This window comes from Enterobacter sp. SORGH_AS_0287 (genome assembly GCF_031453695.1).
In the GTDB taxonomy this organism is placed as follows: Bacteria; Pseudomonadota; Gammaproteobacteria; order Enterobacterales; family Enterobacteriaceae; genus Enterobacter; species Enterobacter ludwigii.
In genome coordinates, this window is record NZ_JAVIZW010000001.1 from 1412997 (window position 1) to 1436300 (window position 23304).

Here is a 23304-nt window from a genome sequence, read left to right on the forward strand (position 1 = left end):
TCTCAGTAGTATTCAATACTGTTCTTAATGGTGTACTTGCGCTCAACAGCGGGCTTCACGCTGTTGTCGGTGATTGTCAGATCGCAACTCACCGGATTATTGTGTCGATCGTAATCGCAGCTCTGATTGACGTTGCCCAGCGGCTTGTCATTCAGCATGCTCACGGCGGAGTAATCCATTCTTTTGCGAAGATCTTTAGACGGCGTCGACTGGACGGATAAATGCTGGTCCCCGGAGACGGTGGTTTTCCCCAGCGGATAGCCATCCGCATCATAGCGGTACTTCACTTCCATCTCTTTGCCGTGCGCCGCCACCACAAACCCGTTATCGTCGGTATCCCACGTTACGCCCGCCGACGGCAATTCAGCCAGCTGGCATTTCCCCTGCAGTTTCACTTTTCGCTGCTGGGTTTCCGCATCAAGGTAGTAATTAGCATCCAGTACCAGCGCCACGCCGGTATTGGCCTCGAGGTCGTGCAGTTCGAGGGTATCGAAACACCCTTCCGTCGACATCGTACCGGTTACCCGTTTGGAGACTTCACCTTTGTCGTTGAACAGTGTCTGGGTAAAGTCTTTTACCGGGCCGCGCAGAGGGTCAAAATCAAATTCATTGGAGAAGCTCGCCATCTCGGGCGTAAACGACAGCGGCGCGGAAGGGTTGTCGCACCCCACCAGTGTTGCTGCCAGTAGCGTTATCGCTGCGTAGTTCTTCACATCATTTACCGAATCAGGGAGAGTATTCCCGATCATATTAGCAAATACCATTGTTCACACGATAGCAAAATGTCAGGCGAAAAGAGGCGTACAATCAATGCATTAATCTCTCTTACCCTCTGCAAAACCACGCCAGAATGAGAAGGCGCTGTGCCTGCTGTTGAACAGGAAACACACCTGCTTTGAGCGCATGACGGATATTCTGTGACATATTAACAACATGAAAACGCCGGCAGATTGCGCCATCTAACTTTTTTCTTTGATATATTAAATGTTTACCATCCTCTTTCTTCCTCTATAAGGATGCGCTACCCTCACAAATGCGTTCGCGTCCAAAACCGCCTGGAATCTCTATGCTTTCTTTATTCATGAAAAAACGTAGGCAAAACGCTGATTTTTGATTGCTCATCAAAGGTTAAAAAAATGAAAAAAACAATCCCTGAATATACGCCTGTTGACTTATCACGTTGGGCCAGAAAAGAACATTTCGAGGTATTTCAGTCCTTTGCTCAATCTACATTTAATCAAACTGTTCAAATAGACATCACCGCATTGCTCAAGGATATAAAAGAACTGGGCTGGAAATTTTATCCGACGATGATTTCCCTCCTTTCTAAAATCGTCAACAACCATTCGGAATTCCGTATGGCCATGAAGAACAATGAACTTGTCATATGGAATGAAATTCATCCAAGCTATACCATTTTCCATAATGAAACGGAGACCTTTTCTTCTTTATGGAGTCACTTCGATGGCAATATTGATCATTTCCAGAACGTTTATTCGGAAGATGTTGCTCGCTATGGTAATACCCTTTCTTATTGGCCGAAGGAAGAGTCGCGGGAAAATGTATTTTTTGTGTCGGCGATCCCCTGGTCAAGTTTTACCAGTTTTAATATCAACGTAGCCAATATGCAGAACTTTTTTGCCCCCATGTTCACTATGGGGAAATACGTCAACCAGGGTGGAAAAGTATTGTTGCCCCTCGCCGTGCAGGTCCATCATTCCGTGTGCGATGGTTTCCATGTGGCAAGATTGTTCAATGAGTTACAGGCGATGTGTGATGACTTACGGCATCACTCCGGCGAACGACAGGTGCAGAGCAAAACGCACCGCGCTTAGCGTCGCGATGCCGGGCGGGTATAACCGCCCGCAGGACGTGTTGATGGAAATTGGGGAAAATGAGCGCAGGAAGCCTGTATAAGATTGTTCAGAAAGTTATCCCCAATAACAAAAGCTTACACGAACCCTGCTAAGCTTAACCGACACACAGAGAAAAGGAGCTACAGATGAAACGGTTACCCTGGATTACCGCCCTGCTGTTAATGAGCGCTTCTACAGCGGCTCTGGCTGCCCCGGATTCCTGCGAGCGCGTAAAAAGCGATATTCAGCAGAAAATCATCAATAACGGCGTGCCCGAGTCCGGCTTTACGTTAAATATTGTGCCAAACGATCAGGCTGACCAGCCGGATGCACAGGTAGTCGGTCATTGTGCGAACGATACTTTTAAAATTCTCTATACCCGCACCGGTAGCGGTGCCGCATCAGGGATGCAGGATAATGGTCAGGGCGAACCTCAGTGATTTTAATCACTTTCTCGCGGCCAATTCCCTTTGACTTGATGAGGATTAATATTTAATACCTCCAAATAAGTAACATTCACCCCATCATTAGCCCGGTTGTAATCACGGGCGAAAATAATACGCAATTAAAATGATGGGGTGAGTTATGTCCGATGTCGATAATCACGGCGGGATCAGCCGTCGAACGTTGGTTAAATCCACTGCAATAGGCTCTCTGGCACTTGCCGCCGGGGGGATTTCACTGCCTTTTGGCCTCAAAAGCGCCGCTGCCGCGGTACAAAACGCCGTAAAGCCCGCTGAAGACAAAGTGGTCTGGGGTGCCTGCTCGGTCAACTGCGGGAGCCGTTGTGCGCTGCGCCTTCACGTCCGTGATGAAGAAGTTTACTGGGTCGAAACGGATAACACCGGTGAGGATATTTATGGTAATCATCAGGTTCGCGCCTGCCTGCGCGGGCGTTCTATTCGCCGTCGGATCAATCACCCCGATCGTCTGAACTACCCCATGAAGCGCGTAGGGAAACGCGGTGAAGGTAAATTTGAGCGTATCTCATGGGATGAAGCCCTGGACACCCTTACCCGCAGCCTGAAAGATGTCGTCGAAAAATACGGCAACGAAGCGGTCTACATTAACTACTCCTCCGGCATTGTGGGCGGCAATATCACCCGCTCCTCCCCTTATGCTTCGCTGGTCGCGCGTCTGATGAACTGCTACGGCGGCTTTTTAAGCCACTATGGCACTTACAGCACCGCGCAAATAGCCTGTGCAATGCCCTATACCTACGGCAGCAACGACGGCAACAGCACCTCGGATATTGAAAACACGAAGCTGGTGGTGATGTTCGGCAATAACCCGGCAGAGACGCGAATGAGCGGCGGCGGGATAACCTATTATCTCGAGCAGGCCCGCGAGCGCTCTCACGCGCGCATGATCGTCATCGATCCGCGGTATACCGACACCGCCGCCGGGCGCGAAGACGAGTGGATCCCGATTCGCCCGGGGACGGACGCCGCGCTGGTCGCGGGTATCGCCTGGGTACTGATCGACGAAAACCTTGTCGATCAGCCGTTCCTCGACACGTACTGCGTCGGCTATGACGAAAAAACGCTGCCGGAAGGTGCACCTGCTAAGGGGCATTACAAAGCGTATATTCTCGGTCAGGGTGATGATGCCACCGCCAAAACGCCGGAATGGGCCTCGCGCATCACAGGCATACCGGCCGATCGCATCATCAAGCTTGCACGGGAAATTGGCAGTACCAAACCGGCCTACATCTGCCAGGGCTGGGGTCCCCAGCGCCAGGCCAACGGCGAGCTGACCTCCCGCGCCATTGCCATGTTGCCGATTTTGACCGGAAACGTCGGTATCAACGGCGGTAACAGCGGCGCACGTGAATCGACCTACACGATCACCATTGAGCGTATGCCACTGCCGGATAACCCGGTGAAAACGCAAATCTCATGCTTTAGCTGGACCGACGCCATCGCGCGCGGACCCGAAATGACCGCCCTGCGCGACGGCGTGCGGGGAAAAGAGAAGCTGGATGTGCCGATCAAATTCGTCTGGAACTACGCCGGCAACACCATCATCAACCAGCATTCCGACATCAACAAAACCCACGATATTCTGCAGGACGAGAGTAAATGCGAAACCATCGTGGTGATCGACAACTTTATGACCTCGTCGGCGAAATATGCTGACATCCTGCTGCCCGATTTAATGACCGTTGAGCAGGAAGACATTATTCCTAACGATTATGCAGGCAACATGGGCTACCTGATTTTCCTTCAGCCCGTGACCGCACCTAAGTTTGAGCGCAAACCGATCTACTGGATCATGAGTGAAGTGGCGAAACGCCTCGGCCCGGATATTCATCAGCGATTTACCGAAGGACGTACCCAGGCGCAGTGGCTGCAGTATCTGTATGCCAAAATGCTCGACAAAGATCCGCAGTTGCCGTCCTATGACGAACTGAAAGAGAGGGGTATTTATAAGCGTAAAGATCCGGCCGGGCACTTCGTGGCCTATAAAAAATTCCGCGATGATCCGCAGGCTTATCCGCTCAACACCCCCTCGGGCAAGATTGAAATTTACTCCAGCAAGCTGGCAGAGATTGCGGCTACCTGGGAGCTCGCCGACGACGAAACCATCAGCCCGCTGCCGGTCTACGCCTCGACCTTCGACGGCTGGGACGCCCCGGAACGCCATAAATTCCCGCTGCAGCTCTTCGGCTTCCACTTCAAAGCTCGCACCCATTCCAGCTACGGCAATGTCGACGTGCTGAAAGCCGCCTGCCGTCAGGAGGTCTGGCTTAACCCCGTGGACGCGGCGCAACGCGGCATCAAAAATGGCGATACGGTGCGCGTGTTTAACGATCGCGGCGAGGTGCGCATCGAAGCGAAAGTCACACCACGCATCATGCCCGGCGTGAGCGCGATGGGCCAGGGAGCCTGGCATGACGCCAATATGAACGGCGATCGTGTCGACCACGGTTCATGCATCAACACCCTGACCACGCACCGCCCGTCACCGCTGGCCAAAGGTAACCCGCAGCACACCAATCTGGTGCAGATCGAGAAGGCGTAAGGAGTAAGTGATGACCACTCAGTATGGATTTTTTATTGATTCCAGCCGCTGCACCGGGTGCAAAACCTGCGAGCTCGCCTGCAAGGATTACAAAGATTTAACCCCGGACGTCAGCTTCCGCCGTATTTACGAATACGCGGGCGGTGACTGGCAGGAAGACAACGGTGTCTGGCACCAGAACGTGTTTGCCTACTACCTGTCGATTGCCTGCAACCACTGCGAAGACCCGGCCTGCACCAAGGTCTGCCCGAGCGGGGCGATGCACAAGCGTGACGACGGGTTTGTGGTGGTGGATGAAGATGTCTGCATCGGCTGTCGCTACTGCCACATGGCCTGTCCGTACGGTGCCCCGCAGTACAACGCCGCCAAAGGGCATATGACCAAGTGCGACGGCTGCCACACCCGCGTGGCAGACGGCAAAAAGCCGATCTGCGTGGAATCCTGCCCGCTGCGTGCGCTGGATTTCGGTCCTATCGACGAGTTGCGTAAAAAACATGGTCAGCTGGCAGCCGTCGCGCCGCTGCCGTCCGCGCACTTCACGAAGCCAAGCATCGTGATTAAACCTAACGCCAACAGCCGCCCGACAGGGGATACCACCGGCTACCTGGCAAACCCGAAAGAGGTGTGAGATGGGAAGTGGATGGCATGAATGGCCGCTGGTGATCTTCACCGTCTTCGGACAGTGCGTCGCCGGGGCATTGATCGTTATGGGGCTCGTCTGGCTTACTGAAAAAGACGACGCGGTGAAAACACGCCTTGTCCGCAGTATGTTCTTTCTGTGGCTGGTGATGGGCATCGGATTTTTGGCGTCCGTGCTGCACCTTGGCTCCCCGCTCCGGGCCTTTAACTCGCTCAACCGCGTGGGTGCTTCGGCGCTCAGTAACGAAATTGCCGCGGGATCCATTTTCTTTGCCGTTGGCGGTTTCTGGTGGCTGGTATCCGTTATCGGTAAAATGCCCCCGGCACTGGGTAAAATCTGGCTGGTCGTTAGCCAGATCCTGGGCGTTGTCTTTGTCTGGGCGATGACCCGGGTTTATCAAATTGATACCGTACCGACCTGGTACACGGGTTACACCACGCTGGCCTTTTTCCTGACGCTGGTATTGGGAGGGCCGCTGTTTGCAGCCCTGTTGCTGCGCGTGGCAAACACGACATATAAAAGCACATTCGCGGCCTCTGTCAGCGTGCTGGCACTCCTGGCCTGCGTGGCGGTCATCGTGCTGCAGAGCAATGACCTGGCGACAATCCACAGTTCCGTTCAACAGGCGAGTGCCCTGCTGCCTGACTATGGCGCACTGCAAATCTGGCGTATCGTACTGCTTGCCGCCGGACTCGGCTGCTGGTTGTGCCCGCTGATGCGTCGGCAGGAGCCTAAAGCCCTCGCTCTTTTTGCAGGCGTGATACTGGTCGTCGTGGGTGAACTGATTGGCCGTGGTCTTTTCTATGGTCTGCACATGACCGCAGGTATGGCGATTGCGGGTTAACACAGTCGCGCGGGCTACTCCGCGCGAGCAAGGAAGGTACTCATGAAAGAAGTCTCACAGCGTGATTCGTTCGCGTTCAGCGCCCGGGTACTGGGCGCGCTGTTTTATTTTGCTCCGGATAGCGAGCAGACTGCGCCGCTGGTGCAGGCGCTCACCGCAGGCGACTGGATTCAGGACTGGCCGCTGGCGCCGGAAACGCTGCAGCCCGTTGCAGATGCGTTCAAAACGCCATCCGATGAAGCGTTAAAAGATGCCTGGCAACGTCTGTTTATTGGCCCTTACGCACTGCCGTCACCGCCATGGGGTTCCGTCTGGCTGGATCGGGAATCCGTGCTCTTCGGCGACTCCACCCTCGCGCTGCGCCAGTGGATGCGTGAAAACAACATTGCCTTCGAGATGAAGCAGAACGAACCGGAAGATCACATCGGTACCCTGCTGTTACTGGCCGCGTGGCTGGCAGAAAATGGCCGCGACGCTGAACGCGACCAGCTTCTGGCGTGGCACCTGCTGCCGTGGAGTACCCGCTTCCTGTCCGTGTTTGTTGAAAACGCCGGGCACCCGTTCTACACCGCACTGGGCAAACTCGCACAGCTGACGCTCGCGGACTGGCAGGACACGTTAATTATTCCGGTCGCGGAAAAAACGCTCTACCGCTAACGCCAGCACCTGGCTTGCTCACCGCTTCCGGGCAAGCCAGGCTCTCCAGCCACCAAATTCCGTGATATCCCGTGCCCCCTCCAGGCCATACGCCTCGCAGATAAACCCGGTCAACCACCGTCCATCCTGCAGCTCGATTTTTCCCAGCCCCAGGGGTGCGGGGATCCCGGCGAGAAACGACCCCACTTCGCTGTGCGGTAGCTCCCAGACTTCGACCGCAATCCCGGCCCCCTGGTCTGCCACCCGAACCATTCCGGGACGTTTACCGTCCGCCAGCGCATACAGACGGTAATAAGGTGCGCTGGTGGTCGCGTCTACAAGGCGTGCTCCGCGCTCTCGTAACTGAACATTGAGCGCCAGACCGTCCATATGCGCACCGCAGACCACTATCCGCAGGCGGTCATGGGTTGCAGTGCAGGTCGGCGCGTCGTCCAGCATGGCACGATTGCCCGGTAACGTTAATTTTGTGTGACGTTGTAACGCATCGGCCAGACTGAGCAGATACTGATCGGTAAACGCGCGGCCAAATAGCGTGACGCCGGATGGCAGCCCATTGTTCATTTCACCGACTGGAACCGCTACGGCGGCATAGTCGAGCAGGTTCATAAAGTTGGTATAGATGCCCAGCGCCGAGTTGCTTTTAACCGGTTCATCGGCCAGCTCAGCCAGACTCACCGGGCGGGGATACGTCGGAATTAATACGCAATCCAGGTCGGCCATCATGGCATCGCACTCGGCTTTATACCGCTGGAGTTTGTACTGCGCGTCAAACGCCGCCACCGCAGTGGCTGCAGGCGCGTTTTGCAGGACATCACGGATAACCGGCAACACCGCGTCGGGCTGGCGTTCAATCAGCGCACCCGCGAGGTGATAACGCTCGGCGACCCACGGGCCGTCATAGAGCAGTTTCGCAGCCGCCAGAAACGGTGCAAAGTCGAGAGTCACGGGCACGCCACCCAGCGCGATAAGCCCCGTCTTCGCGCGGTGATACAGCGCCTCGCTTTCTGCACAGCCGAGAAACTCCAGCGTCTCCGGCACGCCAAAGCGAAAGCCCGCAGCAGGGGCACCAAAAGCCTGAGGGCCGTTCCACGTCGGGTTGGACCGGCTGTATTCGTCACGCGGATCCTGTCGCGCCGTGAGTGCCAGCAGCTGGCTGGCCTCTGCTGCTGTCGCGGTGAAAAACGTGACGCAGTCCAGCGTGCGGCAGGCAGGCACAACCCCTGCCGTGGAGATGAGTCCTTTGGTTGCCTTGAGGCCGACCAGATTATTCAGCGAGGCCGGTACGCGCCCGCTACCGGCCGTGTCCGTTCCCAGCGCGAAGCTCGCCAGCCCCAGGGCGACCGCCAGCGACGACCCCGCGCTGGAGCCACCGGACGGGTAATCCGGATGAACGCTGTTACGACATGGGCCATACGGCGAGCGCGTACCGTTTAAGCCGGTTGCGAACTGATCGAGGTTAGTTTTCCCCAGAGGAATCGCCCCCAGCGCAATCAACTGCGAAACTATCGTTGCATCCTGCTCTGCCCGATACGCAAATGCCGGACAGGCGGCGGTGGTGTCGATACCCGCCAGATCGATATTGTCTTTGATGGCAAAGGGCACGCCGAACAGCGGCAGCGTGTCCGGCGCTACGCCCTCCAGCGCGGCAAGGTACGGCTCCAGCTCTTCAGGGGTGAGCAGATAAATAAAAGCGTTAAATGACGGGTTCAGCGCCAGCGCGCGCTCGCGTAATGCCGTTATCACCTCACGCGGGGCGATCTGGCCTTCACGGTATGCCTCTGCCAGCACAGAGAGACGTAAATCATAAAGAGGCTTCATGCTGTTTTCTCCAGAACGACCACGCACTGGCCCGCCCGCACCGACGACCCCGGCTGGACACGGACCTGACTGACCACACCGTCCTGAGTGGCAACTAACGGGATTTCCATTTTCATCGACTCCAGCACCACCAGCACATCGCCTTCGCGCACGGAGTTGCCGACCTCAACGTTCACCTGCCACAGGTTGCCGGCAACCGGGCTTTCAACACCGGATTCTCCCGACCGTAACGGCGCGTCGTCACCGTCATCCGTCGTTTCGTCGCTGCTGTCAAAATGCGCCTGCCCGCCCGCTATCCAGAGCTCACGCTCGGCATTAAACGCCGCCTGCTGATGCGCACGGAATGCCTCAATCTCAGGTGCTTCGTCAGCCAGAAACTGCTGATACTCCGCCAGTTTCAGCGTGGTGTGTTCAATACGCAGCGGATAACGCCCCAGCGGGAAATCCCGGCGGATGGTTTGCAACTCCCCGGCTGAGACCGGATAAAAACGAATTTGATCGAAGAAACGCAGCAGCCAGGGCTTGCCGCCGAAATCCTCTACCGTGCGATAGCGATTCCACATCTGCAGGGTTCGCCCCACAAACTGATACCCGCCCGGCCCTTCCATACCGTAGATGCAGAGGTATGCCCCGCCAATACCCACCGAGTTCTCCGCCGTCCAGGTACGCGCCGGGTTGTATTTGGTGGTCACCAGACGGTGTCGCGGGTCGAGCGGCGTGGCCACCGGCGCGCCGAGGTAGACATCCCCCAGCCCCATCACCAGATAACGGGCGTCGAACACCGTTTTATACACTTCATCAATGTTAGCCAGATCGTTTATGCGACGGATAAACTCCAGGTTACTCGGGCACCACGGCGCATCGCGGCGCACGGTGGTCATGTATTTGTCGATGGCTTTCTGACACGCCGGATCGTCCCAGGAGAGCGGCAGCCAGACGATGCGCGATGGCACGTCCAGCGAGTCCTGGTCACAAACGCCCTGCCACAGCCCGGCGATCACCTCCAGCAGGCTATCCAGGCGCAACGTTTCCGGCTGATAATGAATTTGCAAGGAGCGGATCCCCGGCGTGAGATCGATAACGCCTTTCAGCGCCCGGTCCTCCAGCGCCTGCATCAGCGCGTGGCCGCGAAAACGCAGCACCAGATCCAGCTCAGGCTCGCCAATCTCCAGCAGCAGATGGGTATCACCCGACACTCTCGCCACCAGACGTTTATCGTCCGTCCCCTGCGTCAGCACAATCGGTGAGTCCAGAACGGCAGGTTGCCACATGACAGGTTGCGGGGTCAGGCTGGCGATTTGGCGCTCCTGCGCCTGCGCCAGCCGTCGCGCGGTGGCAATATCCACCGGCACAAAGCGAACGTAATCTCCCGCCTTCAGTTGTCCTACCGCGTGCAGATCGGCCTCGATGATGGTGACCGGACAGACAAACCCGCCCAGGCTTGGGCCATCCGGGCCGAGGATCACCGGCATATCGCCGGTAAAATCCACCGCGCCGATGGCATACGGATTGTCATGAATGTTCGACGGATGCAGGCCCGCCTCGCCGCCGCTGTCGCGAACCCATTCCGGTTTCGGACCAATCAGGCGTACCCCCGTCCGGCTGGAGTTGAAATGCACTTCCCATTCGGTGGCGAAAAACGTCGCGATGTAATCCGACGTGAAATACTCCGGTGCACCGTGCGGGCCGTAAATCACCCGCAGTTCGCGCACCGCGTCCAGCCTCGTGTGCAGCGCCTGCGGCAGCGGCGCGTCCGCTACCGGCTCGGTTAACGGAGCCAGGTGCAAAATGTCACCTGTGCGGAGCGCCCGTCCGGCGTGCCCCCCGAACTGCCCCAGCGTGAAGGTGCTTTTACTGCCCAGATATTCCGGCACGTTAAACCCGCCGCGCAGGCAAAGATAGCTGCGCACGCCCTCACCGCGGATCTCTCCCATACGCAGCGTCATGCCCGCACGTACGCGAAAAACGTGATTATTGGCCAGCGGTTCACCGTCCAGCGTGAGCGCAATTTCAGCGCCCGTCACCACCAGCTGCGCATCGCAGTTGAATTTCAGCGTCGGGCCGCTGAGGGTGATCTCAAGCGCGGCGGCATCGTCTTTATTGCCCAGCAGACGGTTACCCAGACGCAGCGCCAGGCTGTCCATTGGCCCGGATGGCGGAACGCCAACCGCCCAGTAGCCTGTGCGTCCCGGGTAATCCTGTACCGTGGTCTGCGTACCGGCGCTGAGCACCTCCAGCGTGGACGCCTGGTACATCAGGTGCTCAAGACAGCGGGTCCAGGGCTCACCTGCGGCAAACGGTGCGAAGGTCAGGATCTGCTGCAGATAACTGCGGTTGGTTTCAACGCCATAAAGACGGGTCTCCCCCAGCGCGGTATGCAGCACGCGGATGGCGGCTTCGCGTGTCGGCTGCCAGGCGATCATTTTGGCTAACATGGGGTCAAAAAACGGCGGGACGTCGCATCCGGCCTCAACCCAGCTGTCGATGCGCAGCGTAACGCGGTCATCGGGCGGGAAAGCCACGTCGGTGAGCAGTCCCGGTGAAGGCTGGAACTGACGGCCCGGATTCTCGGCATAGATCCTGGCCTGAATGGCATGCCCCTTCGGTTTCAGGGTGTCACGCAGTGTCGTCAATGGCGGCAACGTTCCGGCGGCAAGTTCGATCATCCAGCGCACCAGATCCACGCCCCACACCTGTTCGGTCACGCCGTGCTCCACCTGCAAACGGGTATTCACCTCAAGGAAGTAAAAGCGGGCGGCGTCGCTGTCATAGACGAATTCAACGGTGCCCGCGCTGCGGTAGTTGACCGCTTTACCCAGCGTTATCGCCGCCTCGCACAGTGCCTGCGCCATGCCCGCCGGCAGGTTTGGCGCGGGCGTCTCCTCCAGCACTTTCTGGTTACGCCGCTGCACAGAGCAGTCGCGCACGCCGAGGGCAATCACCTCGCCCTTGCCGTCGCCAAACAGCTGTACTTCCAGATGACGCGCCCGCTCGATGTACTTTTCGATAAACACACCCGCGTCGCTGAAGTTATTTTTCCCCAGACGCACTACCGCATCGAACGCGTCACGCAGCGCTTCTGCGTCATAGCAGACGCGCATACCGATGCCACCGCCTCCCGCTGTGCTTTTCAGCATCACCGGATATCCCACCCCGGCGGCAGCGTTGACGGCCTGGTTAACATCGGCCAGCAGGTCGGTGCCCTCCAGCATCGGAACCCCGTGCGTTTTCGCCAGCGCGCGAGCGGTATGTTTTAGCCCAAACAGACGCAGCTGTTCCGGCGTGGGGCCCACAAAGGCAATCCCCGCGGCGTCACACGCTTCGGCGAACGCGGCGTTTTCCGAGAGAAAACCGTAGCCCGGATGAATGGCCTGTGCGCCGCTGGCTTTCGCGGCGGCGATGATCTTCGTGCTATCCAGATAGGTGTTCGCCGCCGGGCCATCGCCCAGACTCAGCGCTTCATCGGCCTCGCGAATATGCAGGCTGCTGATATCCGCCTCGGAATAGACTGCCACACCACGGATTTTCATGGTGCGCAGGGTGCGTAAAATGCGGCAGGCTATCGCCCCGCGGTTCGCAATCAGGAGTGTCGTCAACATAGGTCAGACTCAATCGTGGCGGGTCGTCCCGCCGAAAATCGGCTCACCCATGGTCGTCCATGGGGAAAAAGCGGTTACGGCAGAATGCGTCCGGCACGAACTTCAAACAGGCGGTACAGCGCCTGGCGCAGTCGCTGCCAGCGGGTGGGCGTCAGTTCCATACCAGCACCTCAGCAGGCGTTGGGTTCCAGCCGTTGCAGGGGTTATTCAGCTGTGGACAGTTGGAGATCAAGACAATGACGTTGCACTCGGCGCGCAGGTCGACGTATTTCCCCGGCGCGGAGATGCCATCTTCAAACGTCAGCCCACCCTCTGGCGTCACCGGCACGTTCATAAAGAAATTGATGTTGGCCGTGATGTCGCGTTTTTGCAGACGGCCATCGTGCAGACAGGCGCAGAGGAAGTTATCGCGGCAGCTGTGCATATGGCGTTTATTGAGGGCGTATCGCACGGTGTTGCTCTCCTGGGCGCAGGCCCCGCCGAGGGTATCGTGACGCCCGCAGGTATCGTCGATAATGGTCAGCAGGGGGTTACCGAGGCTGGAGTACAGGACGCTGCCCCGCGTGAGATAGGCGTTGTTCTGACGGCGCAATGTGCGCTGCGCATCGTAACGTTCACGCGGGTTATCGGCATTGTAGAACAGCGTGTCGACCGCCTGGTTACCTTCCAGGTCGAGCAGGCGCAACGTCTGCCCTTGTTTCACCTCGAACAGGTACGGTTCACCTGCCGGGATCACGTGGCGAAATACCGCGTCTTGCACATGCTTTTCAGAGATCATGGTCATTTTACTGCTCCTTACAGGGCGAAAAGCCGGGTATTGGTCATGGCGCGTTCGTTTTCCGGGCGCGTCAGAAGCGCGTTAACGGCCCCCTCTTCATCCTCAGCCTGTCGCCAGCTCAGCGCGACCGGTCGTGGGGCATATTCCCGGGACGGATCCATCGGATGCTGCAGCGCGGTCATCACCACAAGCGTGTCCATGGGGGCGTACAGCTCCACGTAACTGCCCGGCTGCGAATAACCGCCGTGGAAGGTGAACTGACCGCGGTCATCGACGGTGACTTTGCTGAAGAAGTTGACCACCATCAGCAGATCTTCGAGGTTGAGATCCCACTTACCCATCTCCACCAGCAGGTTGTCCGTTCCGTTTCGGTAAAACCCGTTACGCAGTTCCTGATAGCGTCCCTGGCCATACTTTTCAGTCACCTCGGCGGCGTTCAGTACGCCGCCAAACGGGTCATGCCAGCCGCAGGTATCTGTGGTGATGCCTGCCAGCACGCGTCCCATGTCGGAGTAAAAGCAGTGTCCGGCGGTCAGACGCGCGGTGTGCTGACCTTTCAGGGTGTCGGGCAGGTTCAGACGTTCACTTTTCTCGTGCGGATTCAGCATCAGCAGGCTGACGTTTGCTCCACCTTCAATGTCGGTCATACTTAGGATCTGCCCGCGCTTAAGCACAAACGAGAGGTGACCGCCGCCGGGCAGGATCTCTTCACGTAACATGGTCATGGTATTCACGGTGTTAACCCCTTAATGCATAAACGTTATCGGGAGCCGTTCCACTCAGCGCGGAGAGCCGCGTCTCGTTGAGCGGAATGTCGTAGGTAATACGGGCGCCAAAGGCGTTGGGCGCCTGCGGGTCGAGGCGCACTTTGTCGAACACCAGTAAGCGGGTGCCGAGGTTAAAGCCTTCCGAAAGATCGTGGGTGACCATAAAGACGGTCATGCGGGTCTCCCCCCACAGCTGAAGCAACAAGGCGTGCATATCTTTACGAATACCCGGGTCCAGGGCGCCAAACGGCTCATCCAGCAGCAACACGCGCGGCTGCATGATGAAGGCCTGCGCAATGGCTAAACGTTGCTGCATACCGCCGGAAAGCTGGGCCGGGTATTTGTGCATCGCATGCCCGAGACCGACTTTTTCCAGCATCCCGGTGGCCCGCTCACGCGCCGCGCGTTTCTTTGCCCCAAACAGGCGCCCGAACAGCGTCGCTTGCGGCAGTTCCAGACCTATGGTGACGTTATCCAGCACGCTGAGATGCGGGAAAACGGAGTAGCGCTGAAACACCACGCCCCGGCTGCTGTCCGGCTCGGCGTGCAGCGGTTTACCGTCCAGCGTAATGGACCCTCGGCTGGGCGCTTCCTGACCGAGCAGCAGGCGCAAAAACGTGGATTTTCCGCAGCCAGAGGCCCCCACCATTGAGCAGAACTCGCCCTCTTTCACCAGCAGATTGAGGCGCTCCAGCACCACGTGGTCGCCGTACTCCTGCCAGATATTGTTGATGGTGATAAAGCTCATGCCTTCCCTCCTTCCGCCCAGGGAAACCAGGTTTTATGTAACTGGCGCAGGGCCAGATCCATCAGCCAGGCCAGCAGCGTGATCCACAGGACGTACGGAATGATCACATCCATCGCCATATAGCGGCGCACGAGGAAAATGCGATAGCCCAGCCCGGCGGTTGAGGAGATGGCCTCTGCCGAAATGAGAAACAACCATGCCGACCCCAGCAGCAGACGCAGCGAGGTCAGCAGCCGCGATAACAGCTGCGGAAGTACCACGCGCAACACCAGCGTCCAGCTGTTGGCACCCAGCGTCTGGGCTTTGATCAGAATCTCCGGTGGGATTTCGCACGCGCGATGCTCCAGATCGCGCGCCAGCATCGGCGTGATGCCGATGACAATCAGCATCACTTTCGACAATTCATCCAGCCCGAAAACGATAAATAGCACCGGCAGGATCGCCAGCGGCGGGATCATCGACAGCACCGTCATCAGCGGCGAGAGCGACGCGCGCCACAGCGGGAAAACACCGGCGGTGACGCCAACACAGAGGCCGATGATCGAGGCGATGACCAGCCCCGTCAGAAGACGGGCAAGGCTCACCAGCGTATCCACCCAGAACAGATAGTCACCGCTGCGTTTATCCGGGGTAAACGCCATGCGTGATAGCGCGTCCAGCATCTGCTGCAGGCCAGGCAGCAGCTTGTCCTGCGGGTTAGCCTCCAGCCTGACCGCGGAACCGAAAAAGTACGCGGCCAGCAGCAGGACGAAAGGCAGCATCACGAGCATCAGCCGCATGCCGGGCGTGGGATGGCGATTAATTTGTCGCATGGATGTTCCGTCCGTTATTACAGCGTGCCGGCAGCGGCCATTTTCACGAAGCTGTCGTCAAAGCGCAGCTTCACGTTGCTGGCATCGCCCTGGGTGACATTGCCCGGGAAGCGCATGCCGATGAAATCCGCGCTTTGCGCCCCATCGCCCAGCAGCCCTTTATCGAACGAAAACGTGGCCACGCGATGCATGGTTTTCGCCAGCTCCGGCGACGTTAAAAAGGCAATATTGTCCTGCGGGGTATAGAACAGGTGGGTTGTTTTCAGCTGCGCCTGATAACCGGCCAGATCGGTACCGGAGGCGGCGGCCATTGCGTTGAGCACGGTGGCATCCTGCGCTTTCATCAGCCCCATCATCTCGTACCATGCGCCGGTCAATGCTTTGCCAAGCGCCGGGTTGTCTTTCAGGGTTTCGCTGTTGACCACCATCATGTCGATAAGCTCACCCGGTACCTGAGAGGAGCTGAACACTTCAGTCGTTTTTGGTGTGCCTTTGATGACCGACAGCTGCGGGTTCCAGGCTACCGCCGCCTGCACATTTGCCGTGCCAAAGGCAGAGACGATGTCCGCGTCAGACGTGTTTACCACAGTGACGTCTTTTTCGGCCAGGCCGGCTTTTTCCAGGCCGCGCACCAGCAGATAGTGGGAAACAGAGAGCTCAGGCAGGTAGACTTTCATCCCTTTCAGGTCGTTGAGCGTTTTGCCCTCGCCCTTCATCACCACGCCGTCGTTGCCTTCTGAATAGCTGCCAAGGATCAGCGCCGTGGTATCAACGCCGCCCGCGGCCGGTATGGTCAGCGCATCCATATTGGTCATGGTGCAGCCGTCAAACTGGCCCGCAGTGTACTGGTTGATGGATTCGATATAGTCGTTGAGCTGAACAACGTTGATTTTGATGCCGTATTTATCGGCCCATTTATCGATGATTTTGCTACTGCTAAGGGTGCCCCAGGGCATCCAGCCGGCGTAGATGGTCCAGCAGACGTTGAACTCTTTCTTCACCGCAGCAAAGGTGGGGAGACTGACCAGCATCGCCAGGGAGAGTACCAGGGTGCGGAATAATGGCGTTTTCTTCATGCTTGACCTCTGAGTGGCACAAAATTAGGGGGCAGCGCGACACCTTCAGGTGCTGCTGTCTCCCGGGCTTTTGTCCCGCCGTGTAACCTCTCAGAGGTCGCCAGCTCTTGGACCAGCCATTCACCGCAGTGAACCGGAACCCTAGCCAGCTATTTTTCAAATTGTGGTGTGCTGCCCTTCAGTGTTAAGCGTTGCAAGGGATATGCCAGAATTTTTTTATGTTAATTATTAAACTGTTAAGTCTGCCTGTGCAGGCTGTTTCACCGTTTTGGTGAGACACGGCGAGTTGAGTGCACCGTGCTGGTGCTCTTTGGGATGACGCGTGGTGCTGACGGCGTTGCCCACAGAACGTGTCTGCGACAGCAGGAAAGGCTCAAAATGATGTGCTGGTATTTGCCAGGTCTTTCATCATCGTCGTCGTCAGGCTGAGCTGCTCGCTTCCCATTTTACGTGACAATTCCTCTCTTGCGGACTGCCATACGGGGATCACGGATGTCAGAAGCGCCCACCCCTGCGCGGTCAGGCTAAGTTGTTTTCCACGGCGTCCGCGCCCCCCCGTTGATTCAATAACCCCACGGGACTCCATAATCCGTATGTTTCGGCTCAGTGTGGTTGCATCCACCCCGGCCTTTGATGCAAGCCCTGCCACCGTTTCATTTACGCCACCGCCGATCCCCACCAGCAGGCTGAACTGTTCTGCCGTCAATTCATAAGGTCTGAAGCAGGCGTTGTAATAACGCGTAATAGCCCGTGCGGTTGCACGTGCCTGATACGCCGGACAGGTCTCGGGGATGGTTTTTAGTAACGCCAGATCAACAGTGTTCATACTTTACGCTCGACAGATACGGTGAGATAAAATAGTGTATATACACTATTAACGCTATTCAAGGTATCATGATGCCCGCATTTATCCATATCAATTTACGTGTTATCGACCCTGCACGGCAGGCCAATCTTGCCCCTCGCTTCAGACTGGCACTTGAAGAGGCCGGCGGCAAAATTCTGCATTTTGGTCCTGTTGTTGAAGTCCTTGAAGGCGATGAAGAACCGCTACCCTTTGCTGGCATTTTTGAGTTCCCTTCACTGCAGCAGGCGCTGGCGTTTTACCATTCGGAAAAATATGCCCCGATCAAAGCTGAACGCCAGCTGGCACAGCAGGCAAAAATGTTTGTTGTCACCACTGACTAAGCGTTTCGTTTCCTTGCCTGCGGTATCGTTTCCAGATTTCTCCACCCGTTCGCCAGAACCGGTGTAGAGTTTTTAAACACTGCATCTCTAAAAGGACACCGGCATCATGTTAAGCATCCTGGGCAAGACAACCTCGATCAACGTACGTAAAGTGCTCTGGACCTGCGAAGAAGCGGGTATCGAGTATCACCAGGAAGACTACGGCAGCGGTTTTGCCTCCACGCAAACCGCTGCCTTCCGCGCCCTGAATCCCAACGCCATGGTTCCCGTGCTGCTCGATGACGAGTTCGTCCTCTGGGAATCTAACGCAATCTGCCGTTATCTGGCACATAAAGCCGGCCGTGAGGATCTCCTGCCAACGGAACCGCAGGCCTGTGCTAACGTCGAACGCTGGATGGACTGGCAGGCAAGCGAATTCAACAATGCCTGGCGGTATGTCTTTCCGGCACTGGGACGCAATAACCCGGACTATAACGACCCGGAGCGTATTGCCGCCGGAATTAAAACGTGGAACCACTGCATCGCTATTCTGGAGGAGCAGTTGCAACGCACTGCAGCCTATACGGCGGGTGAGGTGTTTACCCTTGCAGACGTGGTACTTGGTCTCTCGGTGAACCGCTGGAAAATGACGCCATTTGATAAGCCTGATGTGCCGGCAATTAACGCCTGGTTCGAACGGCTTAATCAGCGACCGGCATTTTTACGTCACGGGAATAACGGTATGGTGTAAGTTTTTCAGCCCACACACATTCAGCAAGGATATTTTATTTAATTACAAAACCCTGAATGCCGTTATCAGGAATAATAATTAAGCAATATCCTGGACAGCCCCTTGCACCGCTTTGCTAGCCTGAATAGTCAGGCAAAGCTCAACCCGGAGGTATTCTTGCTGATTAAACTCAAAAAAGAACGAACGCATCAGGAGGATCGCCTGCTCGCACTCTGGCTGGCGACCTCTGCAGGCTTGCTCAACGCCATCGCCCTCGGGGCATTTGGCTTTTTTCCCTCCCATATGACCGGCAATACCTCCCAATTATCCAGCGAAGTTTCCTCTACCGATCTGAATGATATTTTGTTCTTTGGCGCCATTATTCTGTCTTTTGTTGCCGGCGCAATCATGGCCCGTATCATCGTGTTATGGGGGATTATCCATAATATCAGGCTGGTTTTTTGCCAGATACTGTTGGTCGAGGGATTATTACTGACCGGCGTTTCCTGTTACGAGATGTATTTCCATGCCCTCACGACTAACCGTGAAATTATTATCTTTCTTTGTGGTCTGATGGGGATTCATAATTCAACATCGACCCAGCTTTCCGGCGGCCGGGTAAGATCAACCCATATTACCGGCACGCTGACGGACGCGGGAATATCTCTGGCCTCGGTCCTGGTGGCGATGCTCCGTCGGGATTATTCCAAAGATACGGCAGCGCAAAAAAGTCAGCTCAAAACCCACTTAACCACCATTTTCTCGTTTATTACCGGCGGTATCGCCGGGCTGATCCTGTTCAGGTGGATTGGGTTTAACGCCATGCTGGCGCTTGGGGTAATGCTCGTCGTTGTCGCCGCCTTTTCCATCATCAGCACCTCAGTGCGCGTTCGCCGGGTTCGCGCCGCCTTCAGCCGATAATGAGGGTCGCAGGCGTGAGGAGACGCTCACGCCATGTGACGCTGTCACATTTTAAATTACGCTTTAGGACAATTCTGTCTGCCCCACAGCCAGCCCTTGCTCCATAAGGCTTAACCTAAGGTTGTCACTAATTTCATAGGGTTACTGATTTTCCCCCTTCGCTGGAACCCATCCCAAACGCTTGCTATAGGTCATCTACCCCTGCCGAAACATGGCATAACAACAGGCAACCCGTGGTTGCTATAACGCATGCGCACAGGGAGACACATCGCAATGCACCCATTACTCAAACGTTCGCTGCTTTTTGTCGGCGCCATTATTGTGGTCGTTGCCCTCCTCACCTGGGGAATTGGGCTGGACACGATTAAGGCGCGTCAGGTTGACCTGATTTACCTCGGGCAACAGCATTTAATCCTGGTATTCTCATCCATGTTCTTTGCCCTGCTGATGGGTATTCCCAGCGGCATTTTGTTGAGCCGCCCGTCAGCACGCGGTATCGCTGAATACGTGATGCAAATCTTTAATGTCGGTAATACCCTGCCGCCGCTGGCCGTTCTGGCGCTGGCAATGGTGGTGATTGGTATCGGTGATACGCCTGCGATTATCGCCCTGTTCCTCGCCTCGCTGCTGCCGATAGTGCGAAACACCTATGCCGGACTGTGCTCGGTTCCGGCGTCGTTACAGGAAGCGGCTAATGGCATTGGGATGACGAAATGGCAGCGTCTGCGCCAGGTCGAACTTCCCAACGCCTGGCCGGTAATGCTCTCCGGGATCCGCATTGCCACCGCCATCAACGTGGGTACCGCCCCGCTGGCCTTCCTGATTGGTGCCAGCAGCTACGGCGAACTGATTTTTCCCGGTATCTACCTCAACGACTTCCCGACGCTGATCCTCGGCGCGGCGGCCACCGCCCTGTTTGCTCTGATCCTCGACACCCTGCTGGCTGCGCTGGGTCGCGTGATGAGTCCACATCTCGCTCGATAACAATAACAAGGAGCTTTTATGAGACTGATATCCGGCCTGACGGCGCTGTGTGCCGCGGCACTGTTCACCAGCCAGGCGATAGCGGCCCCGCTGATCCTGGCGACCAAGAGCTTTACCGAGCAGCACATTCTCTCGGCCATGACCGTCCAGTATCTGCAAAAGAAGGGGTTTCAGGTCCAGCCACAGACCAATATTGCTACGGTCATTTCCCGCAACGCGATGATCAACAAACAGATTGATATGACCTGGGAGTACACCGGCACGTCGTTAATCATTTTTAACCACATCAACAAGCGCATGTCGCCACAGGAGTCTTACGAGACGGTGAAACGCCTGGACGCGAAGCACGGTCTGGTATGGCTCAACCCCGCCGATATGAACAATACCTACGCCTTCGCCATGCAGCGTAAACGCGCCGAAGCGGAACACATCAACACCATGTCTGAAATGGTCGCAAAGATTGAGCAGATCCGTAAAACCGATCCGGATAAAAACTGGCTGCTCGGTCTGGACCTCGAATTTGCCGGACGCAGCGACGGGATGAAACCGCTGCAGGCGGCATACAACATGGAACTGGATCGCCCGCAGATCCGCCAGATGGACCCCGGCCTGGTCTATAACGCGGTGCGGGACGGTTTCGTCGATGCCGGGCTTATCTATACCACCGACGGGCGGGTAAAAGGCTTCGACCTGAAGGTGCTGGAAGATGATAAAGGCTTCTTCCCGAGCTATGCGGTCACTCCCGTGGTGCGTAAAGACACCCTTGACGCCAATCCGGGTCTGAAAGAGGCGCTGAATACTCTCTCCGCCCAGCTCAATAACGACGTTATCACCGAACTGAATAAGAAGGTGGATATCGACCATCAGTCACCGCAGCAGGTCGCCCGTGATTTCCTGCGTAGCAAACAATTGCTGTAGGAGGCGCTATGGAGACGATTCACTACATTCTGGATAACTGGGACTATCTGTTAACCCTGACGCTGCAACACCTGTGGCTGGTGGCGCTGGCGGTTGGGCTAGCCATACTCATCGGCGTCCCTCTGGGGATTTTGATTGTCCGCCACAAATGGCTGGCGACGCCGGTGCTGGGGATTGCCACCATCGTGCTGACGATACCGTCCATTGCGCTGTTTGGCCTGATGATCCCGCTCTTTTCGCTGATCGGTCAGGGCATTGGTGCCCTGCCCGCTATCACGGCGGTGTTTCTCTACTCATTGCTGCCAATTGTGCGTAACACCCATACCGCGCTGGACAGCCTGCCGCCGGGCCTGCGTGAAGCCGGACGCGGTATCGGGATGACCTTCTGGCAGCGTTTGCGCTGGGTTGAAATCCCGATGGCGTTGCCGGTGATTTTTGGCGGTATCCGCACCGCCGTCGTGATGAACATTGGCGTGATGGCCATTGCCGCAGTGATTGGCGCTGGCGGCCTTGGCCTGCTGCTGCTTAACGGCATTGGCGGTAGCGATATTCGTATGTTAATTGCGGGTGCGCTGATGATCTGTCTTTTAGCGATTGTGCTCGACTGGCTGCTGCATCGTCTGCAGGTCGTTCTGACTCCAAAGGGGATACGATAATGATAAAACTGGAAAACCTCACCAAACAATTTTCGCAGAAACACGGCCAGAGCGTTAAGGCCGTCGACAACGTCAACCTCAACGTGCCTGAAGGGGAAATGTGCGTCCTGCTCGGCCCGTCAGGCTGTGGGAAAACCACCACCCTGAAGATGATTAACCGTCTGATCGCGCCAAGCAGCGGCACGATCCTGATTAACGGTGAAGACACCAGCGGGATGGATACCGTGACCCTGCGCCGCAATATTGGCTACGTTATTCAGCAGATTGGTCTGTTCCCGAACATGACCATTGAGGAGAACATCACCGTGGTGCCGCGCATGCTGGGCTGGGATAAAGCCCGGTGCAAAACCCGCGCTGAAGAGCTGATGGATATGGTGGCCATGGACCCGCATAAATTTCTCAACCGCTATCCGCGTGAAATGTCCGGCGGTCAGCAGCAGCGTATCGGCGTGATCCGCGCCCTGGCGGCGGATCCTCCGGTACTGCTGATGGATGAACCGTTCGGTGCGGTGGACCCGATAAACCGCGAGGTGATCCAGAACCAGTTCCTGGAGATGCAGCGCAAACTGAAAAAGACCGTGATGCTGGTCAGCCATGACATCGACGAGGCCCTGAAGCTTGGGGATCGTATCGCCGTCTTCCGCCAGGGGCGTATTGTCCAGTGCGCCAGCCCGGACGAGCTGCTGGCAAAACCGGCGAACGAGTTCGTCGGCTCGTTTGTCGGCCAGGACCGTACGCTCAAGCGTCTGCTGCTGGTATCGGCAGGCGATGTCACCGACCAGCAACCGACCCTCACCGTGCGGGGCTCTACCCTGCTTTCTGACGCCTTTGCGACCATGGATGACAACGATATTCGCGCCATTACCGTCGTGGACGATCGGGGTAAACCGCTGGGCTTTGTGAAGCGTCGGGAAGCGCGTAATGCCAGTGGCACCTGTGCCGATATCCTGCATCCGTTCCGTATGACCGGCAAAGCGGAGGATAACCTGCGCGTGGTGCTTTCACGGTTGTATGAGAGCAACACCAGCTGGATGCCGATTGTCGACGAAGAGGGTCGCTATAACGGCGAGATCTCACAGGATTATATTGCCGAGTATCTCAGCTCCGGCCGTACGCGCCGGGCGCTGAATATTCACAGCGAGAGTTAAGCGAAAACACTCCGCCGGGCGGGCCAGACGTATGGCGCTGACCTGCCCGGCGGCACGCTCCCCCACAGCGCATTTGCTCAGGCCGACACGGTTCATCGCACGCATACCTTTTGCTAACCCCGCGATTTCCCCTCACAATATTGTATCTCCCACGTTTAATT

Annotated in this window: 22 protein-coding genes and 1 riboswitch; of the genes, 13 read left to right on the forward strand and 9 right to left on the reverse strand. The window is 56.9% G+C overall.

Annotated features, from left to right (window positions below; translation table 11 throughout):
* Nucleotides 1-2: 2 nt before the first annotated feature.
* Nucleotides 3-749, reverse strand: coding sequence for a YnfC family lipoprotein (locus QE396_RS06680; protein ID WP_032670404.1), 747 nt, complete (start codon nucleotides 747-749; stop codon nucleotides 3-5).
* 387 nt (nucleotides 750-1136) lie between these two features.
* Here QE396_RS06680 and catA point away from each other — a divergent pair, with 387 nt between their 5' ends.
* The 6 genes from catA to dmsD all read left to right on the forward strand — a co-directional run bounded on the left by catA (nucleotide 1137) and on the right by dmsD (nucleotide 7021).
* The gene (gene catA, locus QE396_RS06685; RefSeq protein ID WP_014169882.1) at nucleotides 1137-1835 is read left to right on the forward strand and encodes a type A chloramphenicol O-acetyltransferase; all 699 of its coding nucleotides are present in this window, start codon (nucleotides 1137-1139) and stop codon (nucleotides 1833-1835) included.
* A gap of 167 nt (nucleotides 1836-2002) precedes the next feature.
* The gene (locus tag QE396_RS06690; protein ID WP_014169881.1) at nucleotides 2003-2296 is read left to right on the forward strand and encodes a DUF1161 domain-containing protein; all 294 of its coding nucleotides are present in this window, start codon (nucleotides 2003-2005) and stop codon (nucleotides 2294-2296) included.
* A gap of 145 nt (nucleotides 2297-2441) precedes the next feature.
* A complete protein-coding gene (ynfE, locus tag QE396_RS06695) occupies nucleotides 2442-4880 on the forward strand; it encodes a selenate/tellurate reductase subunit YnfE (protein WP_020884268.1) in 2439 nt (812 codons plus the stop codon).
* Nucleotides 4881-4890: 10 nt separating this feature from the next.
* Nucleotides 4891-5508: a DMSO/selenate family reductase complex B subunit gene (locus tag QE396_RS06700; protein ID WP_014169373.1), complete on the forward strand. Its 618-nt coding sequence runs from the start codon at nucleotides 4891-4893 to the stop codon at nucleotides 5506-5508.
* Between the two features lies 1 nt (nucleotide 5509).
* Nucleotides 5510-6364, forward strand: a complete 855-nt coding sequence (locus QE396_RS06705; RefSeq protein WP_020884269.1) for a dimethyl sulfoxide reductase anchor subunit family protein — start codon at nucleotides 5510-5512, stop codon at nucleotides 6362-6364.
* 42 nt (nucleotides 6365-6406) lie between these two features.
* Nucleotides 6407-7021: a Tat proofreading chaperone DmsD gene (gene dmsD / locus QE396_RS06710; RefSeq protein ID WP_020884270.1), complete on the forward strand. Its 615-nt coding sequence runs from the start codon at nucleotides 6407-6409 to the stop codon at nucleotides 7019-7021.
* Nucleotides 7022-7039: 18 nt separating this feature from the next.
* On the opposite strand, the gene atzF is transcribed toward dmsD, so the two are convergent.
* The 8 genes from atzF to QE396_RS06750 all read right to left on the reverse strand — a co-directional run bounded on the left by atzF (nucleotide 7040) and on the right by QE396_RS06750 (nucleotide 17445).
* The gene (gene atzF / locus QE396_RS06715; protein ID WP_020884271.1) at nucleotides 7040-8839 is read right to left on the reverse strand and encodes an allophanate hydrolase; all 1800 of its coding nucleotides are present in this window, start codon (nucleotides 8837-8839) and stop codon (nucleotides 7040-7042) included.
* Nucleotides 8836-12438, reverse strand: a complete 3603-nt coding sequence (uca, locus tag QE396_RS06720; protein WP_020884272.1) for an urea carboxylase — start codon at nucleotides 12436-12438, stop codon at nucleotides 8836-8838. The genes atzF and uca overlap by 4 nt, the downstream gene beginning before the upstream one ends.
* Nucleotides 12439-12589: 151 nt before the next feature.
* Nucleotides 12590-13222: an urea amidolyase associated protein UAAP2 gene (locus tag QE396_RS06725; protein WP_020884273.1), complete on the reverse strand. Its 633-nt coding sequence runs from the start codon at nucleotides 13220-13222 to the stop codon at nucleotides 12590-12592.
* Between the two features lie 11 nt (nucleotides 13223-13233).
* Complete coding sequence (locus QE396_RS06730; RefSeq protein ID WP_309952598.1) at nucleotides 13234-13941, reverse strand: urea amidolyase associated protein UAAP1; 708 nt, start codon at nucleotides 13939-13941, stop codon at nucleotides 13234-13236.
* 13 nt (nucleotides 13942-13954) lie between these two features.
* A complete protein-coding gene (locus tag QE396_RS06735) occupies nucleotides 13955-14731 on the reverse strand; it encodes an ABC transporter ATP-binding protein (protein WP_020884275.1) in 777 nt (258 codons plus the stop codon).
* A complete protein-coding gene (locus tag QE396_RS06740) occupies nucleotides 14728-15543 on the reverse strand; it encodes an ABC transporter permease (protein WP_014169869.1) in 816 nt (271 codons plus the stop codon). The genes QE396_RS06735 and QE396_RS06740 overlap by 4 nt, the downstream gene beginning before the upstream one ends.
* A 17-nt stretch (nucleotides 15544-15560) precedes the next feature.
* A complete protein-coding gene (locus QE396_RS06745) occupies nucleotides 15561-16619 on the reverse strand; it encodes a putative urea ABC transporter substrate-binding protein (RefSeq protein WP_020884276.1) in 1059 nt (352 codons plus the stop codon).
* Between the two features lie 57 nt (nucleotides 16620-16676).
* A riboswitch (guanidine-I (ykkC/yxkD leader) is annotated at nucleotides 16677-16775 on the reverse strand.
* A 217-nt stretch (nucleotides 16776-16992) separates the two neighbouring features.
* Nucleotides 16993-17445, reverse strand: coding sequence for a MarR family winged helix-turn-helix transcriptional regulator (locus QE396_RS06750; RefSeq protein ID WP_020884277.1), 453 nt, complete (start codon nucleotides 17443-17445; stop codon nucleotides 16993-16995).
* A gap of 68 nt (nucleotides 17446-17513) precedes the next feature.
* On the opposite strand from QE396_RS06750, the gene QE396_RS06755 reads away from it, so the two are divergent.
* From QE396_RS06755 to osmV, 7 genes are all read left to right on the forward strand, one after another.
* Nucleotides 17514-17807: a DUF1330 domain-containing protein gene (locus QE396_RS06755; protein WP_196480812.1), complete on the forward strand. Its 294-nt coding sequence runs from the start codon at nucleotides 17514-17516 to the stop codon at nucleotides 17805-17807.
* Nucleotides 17808-17913: 106 nt separating this feature from the next.
* On the forward strand, nucleotides 17914-18537 hold the full coding sequence (locus tag QE396_RS06760) for a glutathione S-transferase (protein WP_309950453.1): 624 nt from the start codon (nucleotides 17914-17916) through the stop codon (nucleotides 18535-18537).
* A gap of 156 nt (nucleotides 18538-18693) precedes the next feature.
* Nucleotides 18694-19437, forward strand: coding sequence for a YoaK family protein (locus tag QE396_RS06765; protein WP_025204317.1), 744 nt, complete (start codon nucleotides 18694-18696; stop codon nucleotides 19435-19437).
* Between the two features lie 273 nt (nucleotides 19438-19710).
* Nucleotides 19711-20421: an osmoprotectant ABC transporter permease OsmY gene (osmY, locus tag QE396_RS06770; RefSeq protein WP_020884281.1), complete on the forward strand. Its 711-nt coding sequence runs from the start codon at nucleotides 19711-19713 to the stop codon at nucleotides 20419-20421.
* Between the two features lie 18 nt (nucleotides 20422-20439).
* Nucleotides 20440-21339 carry an osmoprotectant ABC transporter substrate-binding protein OsmX gene (osmX, locus tag QE396_RS06775; RefSeq protein ID WP_020884282.1) on the forward strand — a complete coding sequence of 300 codons (900 nt, stop codon included), beginning with the start codon at nucleotides 20440-20442 and terminating at the stop codon, nucleotides 21337-21339.
* An 8-nt stretch (nucleotides 21340-21347) separates the two neighbouring features.
* On the forward strand, nucleotides 21348-21995 hold the full coding sequence (gene osmW, locus QE396_RS06780) for an osmoprotectant ABC transporter permease OsmW (RefSeq protein WP_014169860.1): 648 nt from the start codon (nucleotides 21348-21350) through the stop codon (nucleotides 21993-21995).
* The gene (osmV, locus tag QE396_RS06785) at nucleotides 21995-23143 is read left to right on the forward strand and encodes an osmoprotectant ABC transporter ATP-binding protein OsmV (protein WP_020884283.1); all 1149 of its coding nucleotides are present in this window, start codon (nucleotides 21995-21997) and stop codon (nucleotides 23141-23143) included. Before osmW ends, osmV begins: the two co-directional genes overlap by 1 nt.
* Nucleotides 23144-23304: the final 161 nt, after the last annotated feature.